Raw genomic sequence first — 19,897 nt, forward strand, 5'->3', positions numbered from 1 at the left:
ATGAAGGCGGGGGCCGGGTGGGGGCGCCCGCAGGCGCGACAAGGCTTAGAATGTCCGGCTGCACCCATCCGTTCGACCCCTGGAGTTCCCCAATGACCGTTGCGCAGTTCTACCCGATCGGCACCCCCGGACAGCCCTGGGGCGACGCGGAACGCGCACAGTGGCGGGCCCGCCAGCAGCGTCAGCGCAGTTACCACGATGACGTGGTGGCCGCCCTTGAGCGCCTGGACGACAGTTTCGACGTGATCCAGTACGGCCAGTTGGACTATGCGCCGGACCATTACCCGCTGTTTGCCGTGGTCAACCACGACTGGAACCCGGCACTGCCGACCGCGCTGATCACCGGTGGCGTGCATGGCTACGAGACCAGCGGCGTGCACGGTGCCCTGCAGTTCCTGGAACAGCAGGCCGAGCGTTACCTGGGCCGGCTGAACCTGATCGTGGCGCCGTGCGTCAGCCCGTGGGGCTACGAGCGCATCCAGCGCTGGAACCCGGATGCCATCGACCCCAACCGCAGCTTCCGTGACGGCGGCCAGATCGAGGAAGCGGCCGCGCTGATGGCCTGGGTGGCCGAGCGCAAGCCGAACCTGCTGGTGCACCTGGACCTGCACGAGACCACCGACAGCGATCTGCACGAGTTCGATCCGGCGCGCTGTGCCCGCGACGGCAAGCCGTTCGAGCGCGACACCATTCCGGACGGCTTCTACGTGATCGGCAACAGCGAAGATCCGCAGGCCGAGTTCCAGAAGGCATTGATCACCGCCGTGGCCCCGGTCACCCATATCGCCCCGGCCGACGCCGAGGGCAACCTGGTCGGCCTGCCGCTGCAGTCGCCGGGCGTGGTCTGGGGTGAGTCGCGTTCGATCGGTGCCTGCGCCGGCTTCACCGACGCGCGCTTTGCCACAACCACCGAGGTCTACCCGGACAGCCCGCGCACCAACCCGCAGGAATGCAACGACGCCCAGGTGGCGGCGGTATGCGCCGGCCTGGATTTCGCCCTGGCCGCACAGTAACGCGCCACGTTCCGGGCGGTGACCGGCATCAGCCGGTGCCGCTTGGCCGGCGCGGTGGCGAGCGGCGCGCCGGTCGTCGCCCGGCAGCCGGCGAAGACATCCAGATCGCGCTGGTACACGCTGCTGCTGACACCGAACAGGCCCAGCAGGGAATGGAAGACATTGTCGTGGCTGTAGGCGCGGTGCAGCGCATTCCCACGCAGGCAGGCCATGTCCAGGCCCGCGTTGCGGCTGAACTCCGTTGAGAACCACATCACCATCGGCACCTGGGTCTGTTCGCGCGGGGCGATGAAGTAGGGCGTGCCGTGAAGGTACATGCCGCGTTCGCCGAGCGACTCACCATGGTCGGAGACATAGATCAGCGCAACGTCGCGGTGGTCCGAATAGCCCTGCAGCAGGTCGATGGTCTCCGCCAGCACCTGGTCGGTATGCACCAGGGTGTTGTCATAGGTGTTGACCAGTGCCTCGTTGCTGCAGTGCTGGATCTGGTTGCTGTCGCAGGTCGGGCTGAAGGCCCGCGACGCTGCGGGATACCGTTCAAAGTAGGTCGGCCCATGGCTGCCGAGTTGATGCAGCACGACCAGGGCATCGCCGTGGATCGCGTCGATGCGTGCGCCGAGCTGATGCAGCAGCACGTCGTCGTAGCAGGTGCCGTCGCCGTTGACGCACCGGCCGGCCACCTTGAGTGCGGGCATGTCCTCGGTCGGCACGCGCTCGCACACGCCCTTGCAGCCGCCATTGTTGTTGTTGCGCCAGAGCACGCCGACGCCGGTACGCTGCACGATGTCGAGCACGTTCTCCTCGGTCGCCGCGCGGACATCGTCGTACTGGCGGCGGGTCATCTGCGAGAACATGCACGGCACCGAGATCGCCGTTGCGGTTCCGCATGAGGAAACATCACTGAAGCTGATGACGCCTTCCTTGCGCGAGAGCCGGGGATTGGTCGCGCGTGGGTAGCCGTTGAGCTGGAAGTTCTGTGATCGCGCGGTCTCGCCGACGACCATGACTACCAGCTTCGGGCGCGGCCCCGGTACGCGCCGTGCGTCCATGCCGATCGGGCGCAAGGGTTGCTGGCGGGTGCTGTAGAGGCCTTTCAGATAACCGTGGGTATGGCGCACGATGTTCATCGGCAGCACCTGGTCACGGATATAACGATTGTTTCGCAGCAGCGAGGAGTAGTCCTTGTAGAATGCGAAGCCGACTGCCAGCAGTACCAGCAATGACGCCAGAACGCTGGCCGGCCACACCAGCAGCGAACGTATCGAACCGGCCCCGCTGGTGGTGCGCACCAGGGCCAGCCCGGCAGCGGGCAGCACGCCCAGCACCAGCAGGGTCAACAGCAGTGGCAGCGAGAGATAGGCGTTCAGCTCGGCCTGGTTGGTCTCGAACACGTTCTGCACCATGCTGCGATCGATCAGCACGTTGTAGTGCAGCATGAAATAGCTGCAGGCGGCGCTGACGACAACGAGCAGCACCAGCAGCGGCCTGCGCAGAAACGGCAGTGCCAGCAGTGGCGTCAGCATCAGGTTGAACAGGCAGAACAGCACCACCGGCAAGCTGGCCAGGAACAGCACGCTGCGCAGGCTGTTGAGGTCGATCAGCCCCCACAGCGTCTTCCAGAGGGCGATGTTTCCAATCGTGGTGAAGAACAGTGCGGCGGCCCAGACCAGAACGATCGGATGGGGCCGTGGAAAACGGAGGCATTGACGCACGAGCAGGTTCCGCGGAACGGGAGTGCGCGCAGTATCGAAACCGCTTTATCAGGAAGTTGTCAGGATTGGCGGCTCACCCCAGCAGGATCACGCCCCACACAGCGCCGACCATCAACAACGCGGTGGTCTGCGCGGCACTGCCCATGTCCTTGGCATTCTTGGACAGCGGATGCTGCTCCAGAGAGATGCGATCAACCACCGCCTCGATCGCCGAGTTGAGCAGTTCCACCAGCAGGCTGATGAAACAGACCGCCAGCACTATCGCGCGCTCGACCGCGCTGATGTCCAGCACGAATGCTGCAATGATCAACAGCGCGTGCAGAAGCAGCAGCTGACGAAAGGCTGCCTCGCCGCGGAAGGTGGCGATGAAACCATCGCGCGAATGGATGAGGGTGTGGAAGATGCGGCTCAGGCCGGTCTTGCCGTGCGGGTACTTGCCGCTGTCCTTGGGGTGTTGCATGCGGGTTCCGCCGTGAAGTGAGCCATCCCAGCATGTGCACGCGCGCGTCAGGAAACCGTCAGAGGGGCCACTCCAGGCTGAACCGGCATCCCTGCTGCGAGGAATGCACCGTCATCCTCCAGCCCAGATGCTCGACGATGCGCTGCACGATCGACAGCCCTAGTCCCTCGCCACTGTGCGGGTTGCCGGGCAGGAAACGCTCGAACTGCTGTGGGTCGATACTGGAGGGCAGGCCGGGGCCCGTGTCGGCGACGATGAGTGCGGAGTCGTGGAGGGTGATCCGCACTTCGCCGCATTCGGTGTACTGGCAGGCGTTGCGCAGCAGGTTCCAGATCACGCTGTGCGCCAGATTCGCGTTGGTGTCCAGCACGGTGTCATGCAGGGCATCAAACGCAACGATCACCGGCTTGCCGGAAAGCCAGGGCTCGCAGCGCTCCATGCAGGATTCGATCAGCGGACGCAGGGCCACCTGGTTGCGCGGCACGGTACTGGGGGCGCGCGAGAGCAGCAGCAGGCAGGTCAGCTGGCGCTGCATCTCCTGGGTGGTGCGCAGGATGCGCTCGGCACTGGGAACCAGGTGGCTGTCGGCCGGAAGCTGGCAGGCGAGCGTCTCTGCGGCGCCTCCGATGATGGCCAGCGGCGTGCGCAGCTCGTGGCTGGCATCGCCACTGAAGCACTGCTCGCGATGCAGGAACCGTTCGAGCTCGTCGCTGTGCCGGGCGAAGGCGCGGGCGAGTACACCAATCTCGTCGCGCGCGTCCTGATAGGGAAAGGGCTTCTGGCCGTCCTGCACCGCGTCCGCCAAGCGCGTGATGGGCGCGATGACGTGCGTCGCCACCTTGCGACCGATCAGGAAGGCGCCCAGCACGCAGATCGAGATGACCAGCGCCGCAAAGGCATTGATCAGGTGTTCCAGGTAGCCATAGGGGGCAGCGTCCTGCAGCAGGTAATAACGTTGGCCGCCACTGTCGAACACACGCAGGTGCCACTCGTTGGGTGCTGCTTCGCCGTGGTAGCCCGGACCGTACTGGCGCAGGACCATCGGCACGCTATGGCTGTCGTACAACTGGCTACCCGAGGGCAGGGCGGGGTGTTCGCCACGGGCCAGTGCTCCCTGCAGCTTCTGCACGGCACTATCCTGGGTCCGCGCGATGACGGCGGCCCTGACCTGGTCGTAGTCGACCTGTTCGGCCAGGACGATGAAACCCATTGCACCGGCCATCAACAGCACGAACGAGATCGTGATGCGGGTGCGCAGGCTCAGCCGGCGGTAGAGGGAAGCAGGGCTCACGCCAGCATGCGCCAGCCGACGCTGTGCACCGTGGTGATCAGCGCGGTGTCAAAGCTCCGGTCCACCTGCAGGCGCAGCTCATGGATGTGTGTTCGCAGCGCGCCGCTGTCCGGTGGCTCGTCGCCCCAGACCAGGTACTGCATCTCCTGCTTGCGCACCACCGCGGGAGCCGCACGCACCAGGCACATCAGCAGCTTGTGCGACGTGGGCGTCAGCGTAATGCAGCGGCCTTGCCGCCAGGCCTGTGGCGAGCGCGTGTCCACCTGCAGATCCTTCCACGCCAGCACGCTCTGGACCTGGCGACCCTGCGCCCGTCGCACCAGGGCCTTGATCCGCGCATCCAGTTCCGTCAGCGAGAACGGTTTGACCAGGTAGTCGTCCGCACCCAACGCAAGGCCCTGAACCCGGTCTTCGACTGGATCGCGCGCGGTCAGCATCAGGATCGGTACCGGGTTCTGGAACTCCTGGCGCAGCTTCTGGCACAGCGTCATGCCATCCAGGCGCGGCAGCATCAGGTCCAGCAGGATGGCGTCGTAGTCGTGCTGCGTGGCCCGGCGCAGGCCGCTGGCACCGTCGCGGGCGTCGTCCAGCACGTAGCCGAGAGGCTCGAAGAAGGCGTACAGGTTGGCTACGAGCTCGGGGTTGTCTTCGATGATCAGCAGGCGGGTCATGGCGTGCGTCCTTGCGCGTGGCCGAACTGTGCCCGATCCCTCACTGATTGCCAATGCGCAGGCTGAATGGATCGCGGCCTGGGTTCGGCCCCGTCAAACGACGTTCAATCGGCCGGGCTGCGTGAATCGCGGACCGAGTAGATCACCGAGAAGATCTTCCAGCCATGCTCGGTCCGGATCAGCTGCCACATTTCCTTGCCCCAGTTGGTCTTCACCCCATCGTCGTGGAAGCTGTAGTCGAACGACACCGAGGCCACATCGCCATCCGTCTCGATCTTGGTGTTGGAGAATGTCTCTTCTTTTGGCTTCGGCGAAGCCACCGCTCCGTCGATCAGCGCGATGAAGTTGTTGGTGGGAATCTGCCGAGCCTTGATCGCATCGGGCTTGGCCTTGCGGATGTCCTGCAGGCGCGCGTCCTCGGAGACGAACTGCCAGCCGATATCTTCCGGTTTTTCCGAAAAGAACAGGCCCATGTAGGTCGGCTTGTCCTTGTTGATCAGCGAGGTGCGGAACGATTCGACCACCTGTTCGATCGCTTTTACATCCGCCGCTGATGGGTGCTGGGTTGCGTGGGCCGGCTGGCCTGCGACGAGGAAGGCAGCGAGAAGCGCGCCTTGGAATCCGATGGTTCGCATCATTGACGTGGGTCGCAGCAGGGTAGGAGCGCCGCCGGGGCCACGGCTACAGGGCCCCGGCGCGCTCCACATTCAACGATGCAGCGCGTCAACAATCAAGCCGGTTGCGATCTCCACCAACAGGTACTCGTTGTCGGACTGGCGCACCCAACGCCGGTCGCGGCCCGGCTCACGCAGGTGATAGCGCGCATAGTCGTCCACCCAGTATCGGCGATCCACTTCGGACCACGGCAGGCGCTCACCGCGTCGCCAGGCCTTCTTCTGCCAGCCCGGCGGCGGCGCATCACGGTTGTGGGGGCCGCCGGCATGCGGCGGCGGGCCGTTGCCGCGGGCGTGGTGCGGCGGATCCGCGAAGGCGGGAGCTGCGGCGAGTGCTGCGGCCGTACTCACGGCAAGGGCAAGCAGACGTATGGATGTCATCGGGATGTCTCCGTCATGGCCGCGGTATGCGGCGCTGTGAACGCGAATGTAGGGCAGGCCATGTGAATGAATACGGGTGTCGGCATGCCGTTCATGAACAGATCGGGTTGCGCCTGCTGCTGCGAAGATGATCTCAGCGTATCGCACCATCGGCTGTGTCGCCCGCAGCCCAACCGCCGCCCAGTGACAGGAACAGTTCCATCTGACGGTCGACCCGCTCCGCGCGCGAGGTGGCCAACGCGGACTCCGCATCTGCCAGCGCGGCCTGGGCCGAAAGCACGTCGAGAAAATCGATCCTGCCGAAACGGTAGAGTTGCTGTGCCTGCCCGGCGGCCCGCGCTGCGTCCATCCGCGCCTGCGCCAGGCTGCGCTCGCGTTCAAGCTCCTGCGTGCAGGCAGAAAGCGCGGTCTCGGTCTGGCGCAGTGCCCGCAGCACGATGCCGTCAAACGAAGCGAGAGCAGTATCTGCATTGGCACCAGCCGCTGCGATGCGGGCCTTGGCTGCGCGGCGGTTGGGCCAGTGCCATGACAGCACGGGGCCGATGCTCGCACCGAAGCTGTCGGCTGACAGCAGATGCGCCGGTGTGCCAGCCACGCCCGAGGAGGCGCCCAGAGTGATCTGCGGATAGAGCCCCGCCGTCTCGACACCGATCATTGCAGTCGCGGCGGCCAGGCTGCGTTCGGCTGCGCGTACGTCAGGGCGCCGCTGGAGCAGCTGCCAGCCGTCACCGACCGGCAATGCTTGCTCCAGCTCAGGGGGCTGTGGGCACCCTTCCGCTTCCCTGGGATAGTCCGCCGGGAGCCTGCCCATTAGTGCGGCCAGTTCGAGCAGTGAGGCCTGCCGTTCCGCCAGCAGGTGCGGTATCCCCGCCGCGCTGCGGTTGACGGCGGCACCGGCACGGCTGACATCGAAGTCCGTTCCGCGCCCGCCTGCAGCCAGGCGTCGGGTTGCCTCCAGCGTGGCGCGCTGTATCGCCAGCACTTGCCGGGTTGCGGCGAGCGTGTGATTGCGGGTGCACACCTGGAGATAGGCACGGGTGACGGCAGCAGCGACGACCACGCGGACCTGGTCGCGTGCCGCAGCAACCGCCTCCGCGTTCGCGTTGGCGGCTTCGATGCCGCGGCGGATGCCGCCTGCGAGGTCCAGCGGATAGGAGAGGTGAAGACCCAGCGCATAGGACTGCGGCGCGGCCGACGCCTGGGTGTAACCACCGGCATGGGCGAGCGTGCCCGATGCATCCACGTCGGCCTGCACGGCACCGCGCGCACGGTACTCCAGCACGGTAGCGCTGGCGCGCCGAAGGTTGGCATCGGCGGCGCGCAGGTCGGTATTGGCCGCCAGTGCTTCGCGTACGTAGGCGTCAAGCTGGGGGTCGCCATACAGTTGCCACCACCGATCCGGTGGCACGTCGTGACTGAACGATGCGTCCTGGCCTGAGACGAACGCCCGGGCCGCCCGGGGGGAGGCTGCGACGGCATTCGCAGGCAGGTGATAATCAGGGCCGGATACGCAGGCCGTCATCGGCAGCAGCAGGGCAAGCAGCCCACCACGTACGGTTCGCACGCTCACTTGCAGGCTCCCTGGGCCGAGGGCGTGATGGTCACGTTCGCAGTGCGACCCACGATCAGACGCGTATCCGCCGGCGCATCATCGATGTGGATGCGGACCGGGATGCGCTGTGCAAGCCTCACCCAGGTGTAGGTCGGCGCCACGGCCGGCAGCAGGTTGTGCGTGCTCGAGCGCTGATCGTCGGCAATGCCGGCGGCAATGGTGTCCACGTGTCCGCGGACATCGCGGGCGTCGCCCATCAGCCGGGCCACGGCGGCATCACCCTCGGTGATGCAGCCCAGTTTGGTTTCCTCGAAGTAGCCTTCGATACGCAGGCTGCCGATATCGATCAGCGCCAGCGCCTGCGCACCGGGTTGCAGGTAGTCGCCCGCGTGCAGGTCCAGATTGGTGACGATGCCATCGGTAGTCGCGCGCACCTCGGTACGTCGCACGTTGAGCTGGGCTACGCGCTGTTCGGCTCGTGCCTGGGCAAGGGCGGCCAGCTCGGTATCGACCTTGGCGGCGTTGCGTTCGCGTGTTTCCGAGGCGACCAGGTTGCCAAGTGCGTTGTCGCGCGTCGATTCGCGGCGGGCCAGCGCCAGCGTCGCTCGTGCACTGCTGACCGCTGCGTCGGCCTTCTCAAGCGCGGCAGCGAAGCGCGGTTGATCCAGCACCAGCAGCAGCTGTCCGGCGCTGACCCGCTGGTTGTCGTGCACCAGCACCTGGGTGACCAGGCCTCCCATGTCCGACGCGACGCGCACCACATCGGCGCGCACCCGTCCATCACGCGTCCACGGGCGTGTTTCGTAACGATTCCAGAGGGACAGTGCAGCGACGACAGCAATCGCGAATACAACCAGCGTTGCGCTCCAGCGCCCGATGACAGCAAGCGTGTGTTTCATTTCATTTCTCGAACAGAGGCGCAAGCCGGATCATCAGCTCCGCCAGGATCACGAACAGGGAAAGGCCTACCAGCGGCCGTGCGGCGAACCAGCGGTACAGACCGAGGCTGGCGAGCAGACGTGAGGTCAGCATCGACAGCGCCAGCGCGGCGGCGGCCACGGCGAGCAGGCCGGGAATGAGCACGCCATCAATGGAAAGATCAGAAAACATGAGGTCGGTGCCGATGGGTGAGCGGGGGTGCCAGCAGGTCGCGGCGCAACCCGCAGAGCAGGTGCGACAGATGCTCCCGATCCGCGCTGCTGGCCACCGCTGCTTCTCGCATGCGGTCGAGCAGTTCCAGGAGATGGGCGTCGACACGGCGTGGCGCGTGGGCGCGGATCCTGGAATGTGCTGCGACGCGTTCGATCAGCGTCGCCTGAAGCGCTTGCATGCGCGGATCCTGCAGGCGCGTGTCCAGTGAGCGGAGTTGGCTGGATGCACGTGCCGCACGGACGTCCGCAAACAACGCTCGCAGGTCGCGTGCTGCGCTGGAACAGCCCTGCAACCTGGGAGCGAGCAGCCCGATTCGATCCAGCATGCGGCTGAGCCAGGCGCGGGTCATATCATCTTGTCCGGCGGCGTGTCGTGCGATGTCCCGACGGATCGAACGCTCCAGCCGTGCGCGGTTGCGGCCCGCATCGGCGGTCTGGAACAGCTGCATGCTGCACAGTGCCATTGCCGTACCGACGAACAACGCAACGCTGTTGTTGAGTGCGCCGACGATGTTGACCGTATTGGTCGCACCCAGGCCTGCGATGAGCGGGAAGGTCAATACCACGCCCAGGGCGGCCATGATGAAGGGCGGCCGGGCCAGGAACGATCCGCACAGCAGCAGCACCGGCGCGAACGCGGCAATCAGGCCGACGAAATCGGACAGCGCGGGGAAGATCAGCAGACCGTAGAGCAGGCCGACGGCAACGCCAATCAACGACCCCACCAGATAGCGCATGACATGCGGCGCCGGCGCTTCGAGGGTGCCGAACAGGACGCATGCAGTGCCGATGATGGACACCGCCGTGGCGCCCTCCGGCCAGCCGGTAACGATCCACAGCACGCAGCTCAGCAGGATGCCTACGAACGCGCCCAGCGCGCTGCGCAGGGCAAGCCGATGATCCCGGTGAAGTACCGCACCCTGCGCATGTCGGGCAAGGCGGGCAGGTACATGCCGGCGCCAGTCGGGGCGGGCAGCGCATAGTTGTGCCTGCAGCACGCGGCAGTCGGCGTGGGCGAGGTCGAGCTCGGCCTGTTGCGCGGCGAGGCCGGTCTGCATCAGCTCGCGCCAGCCAGGCGAATCCATGGCGCTGGCCTGTGATGAGCGCAGCCGTGCGAGGGAATCTTCCACCGCGCTGGAGAGCATCAGTACATCCAGCATCCGGTCATGCAGGGCACGCAGGATCTGCACCTGGGCCACGCCGTGGGCGCTGTCGAAGGGCAGGTGGATCGACAGCACATGCAGCTCGAGCAGGTCGGCGGCCACTTTCGAGCGGTCCGTCGCCAGCACCGTGTCCGATGCACCGGCGCGCATGTCGCGTGTCCATCGTTCCGCGTCATCCAGCACGGCAGCAACCCGCGCGTGCACGCGCATCGAGACCCGGCGCGGCAGCACCAGCCCATGTACCAGCGTAGCCGCCAGGATGCCGATGGCGATTTCCTGCACCCGCGTGATGGCGATGGTGAACACGTCTCCCGGCACCATCACCGCAGGAAACCCGATCAGGCTGGTGGTATAGCCGGCCAGCAGGAACGCGTACGCACGTGGCGTGCGGTCGAGCATCGCCAGATACAGGCACAGCGCCATCCACGCCGCGAGCGCGGCGCTCAGCACCAGGGGTTCATTGGCGAAGCGTGGCACCAGCACGACGGTGGCGACGGCCCCGCCCACGGTACCGAGCAGGCGGAACAGGCCGCGGCTCAGTGTTGCCCCGGAAAGGGGCTGCGACACCAGATAGACCGTCCCGATCACCCAGAATGGGCGATTCAGGCCGATCCGCAAGGAGACATACAGCCCCAGCGACGCGGCGAGCAGGCATTTGAGCGAGAACAGCACCGCCTCCTGGTCGGTCCTGAGGGCAGGGCTTTTCAATCGGGCAAATGCCTGGAGCACGTGGGGGCGGAACGGGGTGGGGGAGTGCATGCGGCTCATGCTAATGAGCGACCGCAACGGCGAATTTCGCTACAATGACAATCAATCGCTAAAACCGGTCAATGTGAGAATGGCTCGCATTTCGCTCCCCGGCTTTGACCTGGACCCGGACGAGACCGATCGCCCGGCGGTCGCCAGCCGCCTGCAGGTGGCCGAGCACGACGCAGAGATTCCCTTGCATGAGCACCGCAAGGGTCAACTGATTCTTGCGCTGCATGGCGCGGTGACCTGCGAAGTGGCCAATGCGCTGTGGATCGTGCCGCCCCAGTGTGGCGTCTGGATTCCGGGTGGCATGCCGCACAGCAATCGCGCCACCGCCAACGCGCGCCTGTGCTACCTGTTCGTCGAGCCCGGCGTCGTCGACCTGCCGGCGCAGTGCGTGACGCTGGCGATCTCGCCGATGCTGCGCGAGATGATCCTGCACCTGGCCGACGCGCCGCTGGACTACCCGCATGGCAGCCACACCGACCGGTTGGCGCGGGTGCTGCTGGACGAACTGGTGCAGATGCCGGCCGAGCATCTGTCGCTGCTGGTCAGCCATCACCCGAAGGTGCGGGCGTTGGCGGCGGCGCTGTCGGCGGATCCGGCAGATCGCAGCACCATCAGCCAGTGGGCCGTGCGCCTGGCCCTGGGCGAGCGCACGTTGAGCCGGCTCATCGAACGGGAAACGGGCTTGTCCTTCGGGCGCTGGCGGCAGCAGCTGCATCTGCTCATCGCCATTCGTGAACTCGCCGCGGGCGCACCGGTACAACGCGTTTCCGAGACACTGGGCTATGAGTCGGTGACGGCCTTCATCACGATGTTCAAGAAGGCGCTTGGCCTTTCCCCGGCGCGGTACTTCGCGGTGCGCCTGCGCGGGCAGTAGCGGGGAACAACGGGGGAAGCCGTTGTCTGGAACGGCTACTTCGAGGTGTCGGAGACCGATTGAATCGCGGCCACCACCGCAGCAGGGTCCTCGCGCTGGACGGTGTGGCCGGTTGCCAGGTAGCGATGCGAGCCACGCGTGAAGCCCGAGAAGAGCAGGGCGTGCTGCGCCTTCCAGAGTGCCATGCCCGCTGCGGTTTCTTCGAAGAACAGCGGTTCGGCAGCCAGCCGCGTTGCAGTCAGCAGCGCCACCGGCAAGTCCGGCATCGTGCGCGGGGTTTCCGCACCGGGTGCATCCAGTTGTTCGGTCAGCACGGCGTAGTCGGCGGCCATGGCTGGCGGCAGCATCGCCCGCAGCCGGGCATCATCTGCCTGCACGCGGGCACTGTCGGCCTGCTTGAACGCATGGCGCTGCCCCATCGTGGCCGGGTCCACCAGCACCAGGCCCTGCAGGCGCTCCGGATGGCGGCGTGCAAACTCCGTGGCCAGCAGGCCGCCATAGGAGTGACCCACCAGCACCACGCGGCGACCGGGAGCGAGCGTATCGATCACGGCTGTGAGGTCGGCCAGATGCCCATCGATGCGCTTGGGGTGACCGTCGCTGCCGGACTTCCCGAGTCCTGCGCGGGCGTAGGTGATGCTGTGGTAGTCGCGCCCCAGATCGGCAACCACCTCCTTCCAGGCGCCCGCGCCCTGCCCGAAGCCGGATTCAAAGACCGCGGTGATCGGGCCGCCCCCGGTCTCTTCGGCCTGCAGTGCGTAGGCGCCGCGATCCACCTGGATTTCCCCTGCGTGGGCGGTGCCTGCAGCAGCCATCATCGCGGCCAGCACCCACAACGTCACTCGGCTGCTCTTCATTGCCATTCCCCTGGGCCGTGACGCGTGCCGGCCCTTCCGATGGGTCAGGTCTGCAGCGGAGTGCCACAGCCTGGCGACCTCGCGACAGGTCGTGCTGGTAATGTAGTGATGTATAACACCAACTCCCTGTGCAGGAAGTCATGGGGACGGGCGTAGACCGCTGAATGGCGTTGGATGCTTGAATCTGTGATCGGTTACGCAACTCCACACTTGAATGTGCAAGCGTCCTCAACGATAAAGGCGGCATGTGGCACTGCCGCATTCCGGACCAGGGACGATCCGAAGCATGACGCGGGGCACAGCTCCGCGTTCTCGTTCCCGCCGGCGCTGTGTTCGTCCAGGAAGGAGAACAGGGATGTTGGAACCACTGAAGACCATTTCGTGTGCCGTGCTGGCGATCGTTGCCGTTGGCTGCTTCGCCCCCGCAGTGGCACAGGCGCAGGAAAGCAAGATCACCTGGCGCATTTCACAGCCCGGCGGCAATTCGACGCAGTACAAGACCCAGCAGCAGGCGGTGCAGGCGATCAAGAGCCTTCCCGCACCCAGTCCATTCCCGCCGGAGTTCCAGTTCGGCTGGCAGTCTGTCGACAAGATCAAGTCGAAAGTTGTGGACTTGAACGGCAATACGTCGATCACCTACTGGATGGGGAAGTCGCAGCCCTCCGACCCGGACTGGTCCTACATTGGGCGTGACATATTCCCGACGGAAGAGGCGATGGTGGCCGATCTTCTTGCGGACCAACAAGCCAGCAATCCCGTGTGCCCCGGGGCGGCGGTCACTCCTTCTGGCGACTGGTTTGCAGCTTCGCCCGATCAGGAAGGTGTCATCGAGTCGCGCTACTACGATCTGACTTCCATGGCTGGCAACAACACGGCTGAATCACCCTGCACGCCGTACACCGGAACGGTGGCGGTCGCGCGTACCCGGCGCTTGAACTGCCCGATTCCCCTCACACAGTGGTCCAACAAGCACAACGCCTGCGTCAGCGAAGAATTCGTTGCGACCATCACATCGAAGTCGCAGAAGTGCGACAAGGACGGCGGCAACGGTAGCTGCTCCATGTCCCGTAACGATACAGCGGCGAACATGAGTCCGATTCCCGATAAGGACCCGGCCTCCAACGGCGGTACCTGCGACGGCAATGTCGGCAACCCATGTGATGTCAAAACGGGGGAGAAGTATGAGATCGCGCCGGACTTCGATCTGGGCTGGATCGCACTGACGCGTTTTTATCACTCTGGCATCTCGACGTCCTCCGGTGGCTTCGGCTATGGCTGGACCCACTCGCTGGGCGCCCACCTGGCACTGGATGGCGTTGACAGTGCGGGCATCATTGAAAGCACCGGTTTCCAGCGTGCATTCAAGAAGGTCGGCCAGGCCTATGAGGCGGACGACGACAGTGGCGATCGTCTGGTCCAGAACGGCAACTGGACACTGTACTCGGAGGGCTCCATCTCGACCTTCGGCGCGGACGGGCGTCTGGCCGCCAAGCGCTTCCCGGATGGCACGTCGCTGACCTATATCTACGACGACAGCGACCGCCTTGCGGCCGTCACCCACAGCAGTGGCCGCACACTGGAGTTCGTTTACCAGTCCGACGACTATGAGGCGCTGATCAGTTCGGTGCTGGTCGAAGGCATTGCGCTCGCCGCCTATACCTACACGCCGCAGAACCAGGTCGCCACGGTGACCTATGCGGGTGGCGATGTGCGCACGTATCACTACGAGAACCAGGCTTTCCCCCAGCACCTGACGGGTATCACCGCCGAGGACGGTCGCCGCTACAGCACCTTTACCTACGATTCCATCGGTCGTGTGATCTCCAGTCAGCATGCCGGCGGTGCCGATGGCGTGACACTGGCCTACAGCCCCAATGGTGGTGCGGTGGTGACCGACGCGCTGGGGCGGCAGACCGACTACACCCTGACACCCGGGGGCGACACCGCTCCGTCGCGCAAGGTGACCGGCCTGAGTGATTCGCAGGGAACCGTCAGCCGGACCTACTACGACCAGAGTGTCGACTTCCGCCGGCGCCTGGATACCTACACCGATCGCCGCGGCATCCAGACCAAGCACACCTATGCGCAGGGCACCGATCCGGTGAGTGGTCGTGCCGTCAGCATCCATACCGTGTCCGAAGCGTTCGGCCTGCCCGAGCAGCGGGTGGTGACCACGGCGCGCGACGTCGAAACCAACGCGGTACTGACCACCCGCATCGGCAATCGTGAAACCCGAACGTCCTTCAATACCCGGCGTCAGCCGACAACCAACACGGTGACCGACACCGCGTCCGGTCAGGCGCGCATCACCAGCTACACCTACTGCGAAGCCGCTGATGTGGTAGCGGCAGGCAGCTGCCCGGTGGAGGGGCTGCTGAAGAGCGTGGATGGCCCGCGCACGGATGTGGCCGATGCCGTTACCTATGCCTATTACTCGGCGGATGATGCAGGGTGCGCGACCGGAGGTGCCTGCAGCTATCGCAAGGGCGACCTGCGCAGCGTGACCAATGCGCTGGGCCAGACGGCCGAGACTCTGGCTTACGACGCGTTCGGGCGGCCGTTGTCGGTCAAGGATGCCAACGGCATTGTGACCGACTACACCTACCATGCCCGCGGCTGGCCGACTTCGGTCACCGTGCGCGGTGCCGCCACAGCCGAGGACCGGGTGACCCAGATCAGCTACTGGCCGACCGGCCAGGTGCAACAGGTCACCGAGCCTGACGGCAGCAGCGTCACCTATGTCTACGACGCCGCCCAGCGGCTGACGGATATCGCGGACAGTGCGGGCAATACCATTCACTACACGCTGGACAACGCCGGCAACCGCCTCAAGGAAGACACGCTGGATACCGGCGGCACCCTGCGTCGCACTCTGGCAAGGACGTTCAACACGCTCGGCCAGCTGACCGCGCTGAAGGACGCAGGCAATCACGCCACCGGCTTTGCGTACGATGCCAACGGCAACCCGCAGACCGTGACCGACGCCCTGCAGCGCGTGACCAGCCAGCAGTTCGATCCGCTGAACCGCCTGGCCCAGACCCTGCAGGACGTCGGCGGCGTCGCGGCGGAGATCCGCAGCCAGTACAACGCGCTGGACCAGGTCACCCAGGTCACCGACCCGAAAGGCCTGCATACGACCTATGCCTACAACGGGTTCGGTGATCTGACCGGACAGGTCAGTCCGGACAGTGGCGCCAGCAGCTTCACCGTGGACGCCGCCGGCAACCGCAAGACGGCCACCGATGCGCGTGGCGTCACCGCCACCTATCACTACGATGCACTTAACCGCCTGATCGGCATCGCCTATCCGGACCCCAATCTGGACGTGGGCTACAGCTATGACGTCGCGCCAGCGGCCTGCGCCGCCGACGAGCGCTTTGCCAAGGGACGCCTGGGGCAGGTGCTGCATGCCAATGGCAGCACCCAGTACTGCCATGACCGCTTCGGCCAGGTCACCCGCAAGGTGCAGACCGTCAATGGTGTGGCCAGCACACTGCGCTATGCCTACAGCAAGTCGGGTCGCCTGACTGCGTTGACCTACCCCGACGGCAGCGTGGCCGACTACGTGCGCGATACCCAGGGCCGCATCAGCCAGATCGGCCTGACCCGCCCCGGCCAGGCGCGCCAGATCGTGGTGAACAACGTGACCTATGCGGCCTTCGGCCCGGCCACTGGCTGGACCTACGGCAATGGCCGCCAGCTGCAGCGTCCGCTGGATCTGGACTATCGCCCGCAGGCGGTGCATGACCCGGCCGCAGGCGGCCTGTCGCTGGGCTATGGCTATGACCCGGTCGGTTCGATCACCGAACTGAAGAACGGCACAGGCTCGACGGTGCTGGCCAAGTACGCCTACGACACGCTGGGGCGCCTGACCCAGACCCAGGACGGTACGACCGGCACGCCGATCGAAACCTATGCCTACGACACCACGGGTAATCGCACTTCGCTGACCACTTCGGCGGGCACTGCCAGCTACACCTATCCAGCAACCAGCCATCGCCTGACTGCGGTGGATGGCGAAGCACGCAACCATGACGCAGCGGGCAACACCACCAGCATCGGCAGCAAGACGTTCATCTACAACGATGCCAACCGCATGAACGCGGTGAAGCAGGGCAATGCCGTACTGGAAAGCTACGGTTACAACCATCGCGGTGAACGCGTACTGCGTACCCCGGCCGGTGGCGCAGCGCAGATCACCCTGTATGACGAGGCGGGGCAGTGGCTGGGCAACTACTCGGCCACGGGCCAGGCGCAGCAGCAGGCGATCTGGCTGGACAACTACCCGGTGGCGCTGATCAATGTGCAGAGTACCGGCGTGCCGGAACTGGCCTACGTCCAACCAGATCACCTGGGCACACCGCGCGTGGTGATCGACCCGGTGCGGAATGTCTCGATCTGGGAGTGGAGCAACAAGAGCGAGGTGTTCGGCAACCAGATTCCCAATGCCGATCCGGATGGCGATGGTGTGGCATTCGAACTGGCGCTACGCTTCCCGGGCCAGCAGGCGACGGATGCGAGCGGGTTGTTCTACAACTACTTCCGTGACTATGACCCGGCGTCGGCTAGATACGTGGAGAGCGATCCCGTTGGGTTGAACGCGGGCGTCAGTACGTATGGCTACGTGATCTCGAACCCCGCCCGATTTACTGATCCGCTTGGGCTGACGACGACGCTAATAACGACATACGATTTCGGTATTGCAAGCCATTCGGCGATTCATGTTTCGATACCTGGCAAGCCTGATTTCCTCTACGATCCTTCCGGCAGCTACGCACCTGGTGGTCGTCGAGGAACCGGTGGGCTATTTGAGGGGCGCGATGCTAGCTTGGCCAGCTACAAAAAGTATCAGGTGGGAACTGGTAGTCGAGTTGAATTAACGGTGATCCCTCTGACTCCGGAGCAAGAGTTAACTCTCATTGCGAACGCGGAGGAGTGGGGGGATGCACGTGGCTTCTGGTGTGCGAGCCACGTGTCCGGCGCGTTGGATGGAATGTGTGGGATAAAGCAAACACTCTTCCCGGGTGTTCTTCAAAAGAGTACAAAGGCGGCAGAATGTCCAGTCAAGTGAAGGATAGGCTCATCTCATCATTGATATGCTTCACTCTATCTGTCTCTGTGAATTCTGCGGGATGGATATGGATATCCGCTTTCATGAAGATAGGGGCGATGCGAGTTCCATACGTACTGCTTCTCTCACTACTTCTTTCGATTACATTCTATGCGCTCTCTCGATGCGAAAGTATGCGCCGCATCCCGCGAAGTTTAGTGGTGGGGTTGATCGCTGGTCTTGTACTCGGGGTCGTGGCTGTAACTTCTTCCAATCTGGCAATTGATGGGGGGGGGCGCTTGCTTCTACAGAGCCTTGAGAGATTCGGAGCAACGGCGTTGGTCGCAGACCTTTGGCCGTCGCTATTACTTGGAAGCTGGCTTGTGGGGGCGGTCGCATTTTGCGGGGCGTCGGTTTACTTAAGGCGAGCGTTCCTGAGGACGCCCTGAATAATCGCCGTAGAGCCTTGGATTTCGACCGCGCTGAATTGATCCTATGCCTGCGGCGCCACCGGTAATGGCCGCGCTGATCACCTCGGCGGGAACTGCCGGCTACACCTATCCAGCATCCAGCCATCGACTGACTGCAGTGGATGGTGAAGAGGGCAGCCATGACGGGACCGGCAACACCACCAGCGTCGATAGCAATGCGTTCGCCTACAACTATGCCAAACGCATGAATGCACGGTGATGCGGTGCTAGAAAGCTATGCCTACACCCTTCGCGGTGAACGTGTGCTGCGTACCCGACCGGTCACGTTGTACGACGAGGCTGTGCAGTAGTTGGGCAACTAGTCGCCACGGGCCAGGCGCAGCAGTGGGCCATCGCGCTGGACAACTATCCGGTGGCGCTGATCAGCGTGCCAAGCGCAGGTGTGCCAGAGCTGGCCTACATCCAGCCGGATCATCTAGGCACGCCGCCGCGCGGTGATCGACCTGGTGCGGAATGTCGCGATCTGGGAGTGGAGCAACAAGAGCGAGGCGTTCGGCAAGCAGATTCCGAGGGCCGACCCGGATGGGGATGGTGTGGCGCTCAAACTTGCGCTGCGCTTCCTGGGGCAGCAGGCGACGGATGCGAGTGGGTGTTCTACGACTACCAGGGCGAGTATGACCCGGCAGTGGGGCAGTACTCGCAGAGCGACCCACTCGGGCTGAGCGCGGGGATGACGACGTACGCATACGTATCGTCGGGTCCGCTTGGTGCGGCTGATCCGTTTGGTCTGTGCGAGGATGATCACGTCTACCGCATTGATCGATTCAGCCTCTGCTCTCCGCAGTCCGCATTCAGAGCTGCGAGAGTGGTAAGTGCTCCAGGCGCGCCGCCGGCCCGAGAGGGGTTCACTCCGGACGTTGAGATTGTCGGGAACGGTGGACGAAACCACATTTCGCAATGGGTGGACTCAAAGAGCATGACAATCGTGAACTCAACGCGTCCCGGCCATCAGTTCCATCCAGGCACGGTATCGTGGAAGGTGGCGCCAGGGCCGCTGGGAATCGGGTCGCAGATCACAATCGTGGGCGAAGGATCCGGGCCCAATCCGATACTCAACGATGCGCTTGGTTTTGGGATTTTTGGTCCGGCGGCTACATTGGCCGCAACGCTTTGCATCGTTGGGCCACGTTGATGGTAAAGCTCCTGACAGTGGTGCTTCTGATTGGAGTGGGATTGGGATTATCCGATGGCGCTTTCGCTATCGGAAAGCGGCCCTTCAAGATGATCCAGTTCTGCGTGCATGACCAAGAGGGCGTGAGACGGTTCAAGCAGACCCTCGGCACCATCGCCAAGGACGAAGGAATGCAGTTCTTCGATGGCAGCGAGGAATTAGATCGCCAGCTGGCCAGGTCAAAGGTGGAGGTGAAGCACCCTGTTGTCTATGTCGGAGTGAAGCGGGGAGATGGCTCTGGACTGGAGGCGGGGAGCCTCGGATTGGATCGCTTCGAGATAGCTATCGGCTTCTCCGAAGGGAAGATGCCCGCCGAGGCACGGTCATTTTCTGTCCGCGTCGAACGCGCCTTGGCTGAGCGCTGGAATGTCCACGCGATTCCAGCACACAAGGGCGCTACACCGCTGGCATGTCGGGCGGGAAGGCCGCTAGCGGCCGAGCAATGAAGCAGCTGCGAATGTAAGTGAGTTCAAGACGAGCGGCGCAAGAAGAGGGGAGAGCCCAAGGTGAGGTATGCCGCAGCTGTTATTGCTGGGTAACTCAATACTGGGGAGCTTCGGGAGCCTTGAGCGGGGCAAGGGGTCGTTGCTAGTGGCGACCATCTGAGAACTGAGTTCGCCCTGGTCG

General features: G+C 64.5%; 15 protein-coding genes and 1 pseudogene. 5 read left to right on the forward strand and 11 right to left on the reverse strand.

All coding sequences use genetic code 11. The annotated features are described in order from the left end of the window. The first annotated feature begins 92 nt into the window (after window positions 1-92). Complete coding sequence (locus tag N5J73_RS03540; RefSeq protein ID WP_049447671.1) at window positions 93-1,013, forward strand: M14 family metallocarboxypeptidase; 921 nt, start codon at window positions 93-95, stop codon at window positions 1,011-1,013. Here N5J73_RS03540 and eptA read toward each other — a convergent pair. The 10 genes from eptA to N5J73_RS03590 all read right to left on the reverse strand — a co-directional run bounded on the left by eptA (window position 917) and on the right by N5J73_RS03590 (window position 10,740). After that, entirely contained in the window at window positions 917-2,725 is a 1,809-nt protein-coding gene (gene eptA / locus N5J73_RS03545; RefSeq protein WP_049447670.1) for a phosphoethanolamine transferase EptA, read from the reverse strand. The genes N5J73_RS03540 and eptA overlap by 97 nt on opposite strands. A 73-nt stretch (window positions 2,726-2,798) precedes the next feature. Further along, entirely contained in the window at window positions 2,799-3,185 is a 387-nt protein-coding gene (locus N5J73_RS03550; RefSeq protein WP_049447669.1) for a diacylglycerol kinase, read from the reverse strand. 58 nt (window positions 3,186-3,243) lie between these two features. Further along, the gene (locus tag N5J73_RS03555) at window positions 3,244-4,476 is read right to left on the reverse strand and encodes a HAMP domain-containing sensor histidine kinase (RefSeq protein ID WP_049447668.1); all 1,233 of its coding nucleotides are present in this window, start codon (window positions 4,474-4,476) and stop codon (window positions 3,244-3,246) included. Continuing rightward, complete coding sequence (locus N5J73_RS03560) at window positions 4,473-5,147, reverse strand: response regulator transcription factor (RefSeq protein ID WP_049447667.1); 675 nt, start codon at window positions 5,145-5,147, stop codon at window positions 4,473-4,475. The genes N5J73_RS03555 and N5J73_RS03560 overlap by 4 nt, the downstream gene beginning before the upstream one ends. Window positions 5,148-5,251: 104 nt before the next feature. After that, the gene (locus N5J73_RS03565) at window positions 5,252-5,785 is read right to left on the reverse strand and encodes a nuclear transport factor 2 family protein (protein WP_204315335.1); all 534 of its coding nucleotides are present in this window, start codon (window positions 5,783-5,785) and stop codon (window positions 5,252-5,254) included. Window positions 5,786-5,854: 69 nt separating this feature from the next. Continuing rightward, window positions 5,855-6,202, reverse strand: coding sequence for an RcnB family protein (locus tag N5J73_RS03570; RefSeq protein WP_049447665.1), 348 nt, complete (start codon window positions 6,200-6,202; stop codon window positions 5,855-5,857). Window positions 6,203-6,335: 133 nt separating this feature from the next. Then, on the reverse strand, window positions 6,336-7,772 hold the full coding sequence (locus N5J73_RS03575) for an efflux transporter outer membrane subunit (protein ID WP_049447664.1): 1,437 nt from the start codon (window positions 7,770-7,772) through the stop codon (window positions 6,336-6,338). After that, window positions 7,769-8,653 (reverse strand): biotin/lipoyl-binding protein, encoded by an 885-nt coding sequence (locus N5J73_RS03580; protein ID WP_049447663.1) that lies wholly within the window; start codon window positions 8,651-8,653, stop codon window positions 7,769-7,771. Before N5J73_RS03580 ends, N5J73_RS03575 begins: the two co-directional genes overlap by 4 nt. A 1-nt stretch (window position 8,654) precedes the next feature. Then, window positions 8,655-8,864: a DUF1656 domain-containing protein gene (locus tag N5J73_RS03585; RefSeq protein WP_049447662.1), complete on the reverse strand. Its 210-nt coding sequence runs from the start codon at window positions 8,862-8,864 to the stop codon at window positions 8,655-8,657. Next, complete coding sequence (locus N5J73_RS03590) at window positions 8,854-10,740, reverse strand: FUSC family protein (RefSeq protein WP_279940585.1); 1,887 nt, start codon at window positions 10,738-10,740, stop codon at window positions 8,854-8,856. Before N5J73_RS03590 ends, N5J73_RS03585 begins: the two co-directional genes overlap by 11 nt. A gap of 166 nt (window positions 10,741-10,906) precedes the next feature. On the opposite strand from N5J73_RS03590, the gene N5J73_RS03595 reads away from it, so the two are divergent. Beyond that, window positions 10,907-11,701, forward strand: coding sequence for a helix-turn-helix transcriptional regulator (locus tag N5J73_RS03595; RefSeq protein ID WP_049447660.1), 795 nt, complete (start codon window positions 10,907-10,909; stop codon window positions 11,699-11,701). A 35-nt stretch (window positions 11,702-11,736) separates the two neighbouring features. Here the strand turns inward: N5J73_RS03595 and N5J73_RS03600 are convergent, their stop codons facing one another. Beyond that, complete coding sequence (locus tag N5J73_RS03600) at window positions 11,737-12,558, reverse strand: alpha/beta hydrolase (protein ID WP_164078510.1); 822 nt, start codon at window positions 12,556-12,558, stop codon at window positions 11,737-11,739. A gap of 355 nt (window positions 12,559-12,913) precedes the next feature. Between N5J73_RS03600 and N5J73_RS03605 the strand changes: the two genes are divergently transcribed. The 3 genes and pseudogenes from N5J73_RS03605 to N5J73_RS03615 all read left to right on the forward strand — a co-directional run bounded on the left by N5J73_RS03605 (window position 12,914) and on the right by N5J73_RS03615 (window position 19,716). Beyond that, window positions 12,914-17,629 carry an RHS repeat-associated core domain-containing protein gene (locus tag N5J73_RS03605; RefSeq protein ID WP_049447657.1) on the forward strand — a complete coding sequence of 1,572 codons (4,716 nt, stop codon included), beginning with the start codon at window positions 12,914-12,916 and terminating at the stop codon, window positions 17,627-17,629. A 470-nt stretch (window positions 17,630-18,099) separates the two neighbouring features. Next, window positions 18,100-18,829, forward strand: a pseudogene (locus N5J73_RS03610) (RHS repeat-associated core domain-containing protein); the annotation flags it as partial. Window positions 18,830-19,230: 401 nt separating this feature from the next. Next, window positions 19,231-19,716 carry a hypothetical protein gene (locus N5J73_RS03615; RefSeq protein WP_234367921.1) on the forward strand — a complete coding sequence of 162 codons (486 nt, stop codon included), beginning with the start codon at window positions 19,231-19,233 and terminating at the stop codon, window positions 19,714-19,716. The last annotated feature ends 181 nt before the right edge of the window (window positions 19,717-19,897 follow it).

The organism is Stenotrophomonas sp. GD03654, from assembly GCF_029845105.1.
Lineage (GTDB): Bacteria > Pseudomonadota > Gammaproteobacteria > Xanthomonadales > Xanthomonadaceae > Stenotrophomonas > Stenotrophomonas africana.

What these genes read in the sequence shown, in the direction of transcription:
- N5J73_RS03550 (WP_049447669.1), bottom strand. Translation starts at nt 3,185, where the DNA reads ATGCAACACCCCAAGGACAGCGGCAAGTACCCGCACGGCAAGACCGGC.
- N5J73_RS03605 (WP_049447657.1), top strand. Translation starts at nt 12,914, where the DNA reads ATGTTGGAACCACTGAAGACCATTTCGTGTGCCGTGCTGGCGATCGTT.
- N5J73_RS03560 (WP_049447667.1), bottom strand. Translation starts at nt 5,147, where the DNA reads ATGACCCGCCTGCTGATCATCGAAGACAACCCCGAGCTCGTAGCCAAC.
- N5J73_RS03585 (WP_049447662.1), bottom strand. Translation starts at nt 8,864, where the DNA reads ATGTTTTCTGATCTTTCCATTGATGGCGTGCTCATTCCCGGCCTGCTC.
- N5J73_RS03580 (WP_049447663.1), bottom strand. Translation starts at nt 8,653, where the DNA reads ATGAAACACACGCTTGCTGTCATCGGGCGCTGGAGCGCAACGCTGGTT.
- N5J73_RS03615 (WP_234367921.1), top strand. Translation starts at nt 19,231, where the DNA reads ATGGTAAAGCTCCTGACAGTGGTGCTTCTGATTGGAGTGGGATTGGGA.
- N5J73_RS03595 (WP_049447660.1), top strand. Translation starts at nt 10,907, where the DNA reads ATGGCTCGCATTTCGCTCCCCGGCTTTGACCTGGACCCGGACGAGACC.
- N5J73_RS03600 (WP_164078510.1), bottom strand. Translation starts at nt 12,558, where the DNA reads ATGAAGAGCAGCCGAGTGACGTTGTGGGTGCTGGCCGCGATGATGGCT.
- N5J73_RS03540 (WP_049447671.1), top strand. Translation starts at nt 93, where the DNA reads ATGACCGTTGCGCAGTTCTACCCGATCGGCACCCCCGGACAGCCCTGG.
- N5J73_RS03570 (WP_049447665.1), bottom strand. Translation starts at nt 6,202, where the DNA reads ATGACATCCATACGTCTGCTTGCCCTTGCCGTGAGTACGGCCGCAGCA.
- N5J73_RS03565 (WP_204315335.1), bottom strand. Translation starts at nt 5,785, where the DNA reads ATGATGCGAACCATCGGATTCCAAGGCGCGCTTCTCGCTGCCTTCCTC.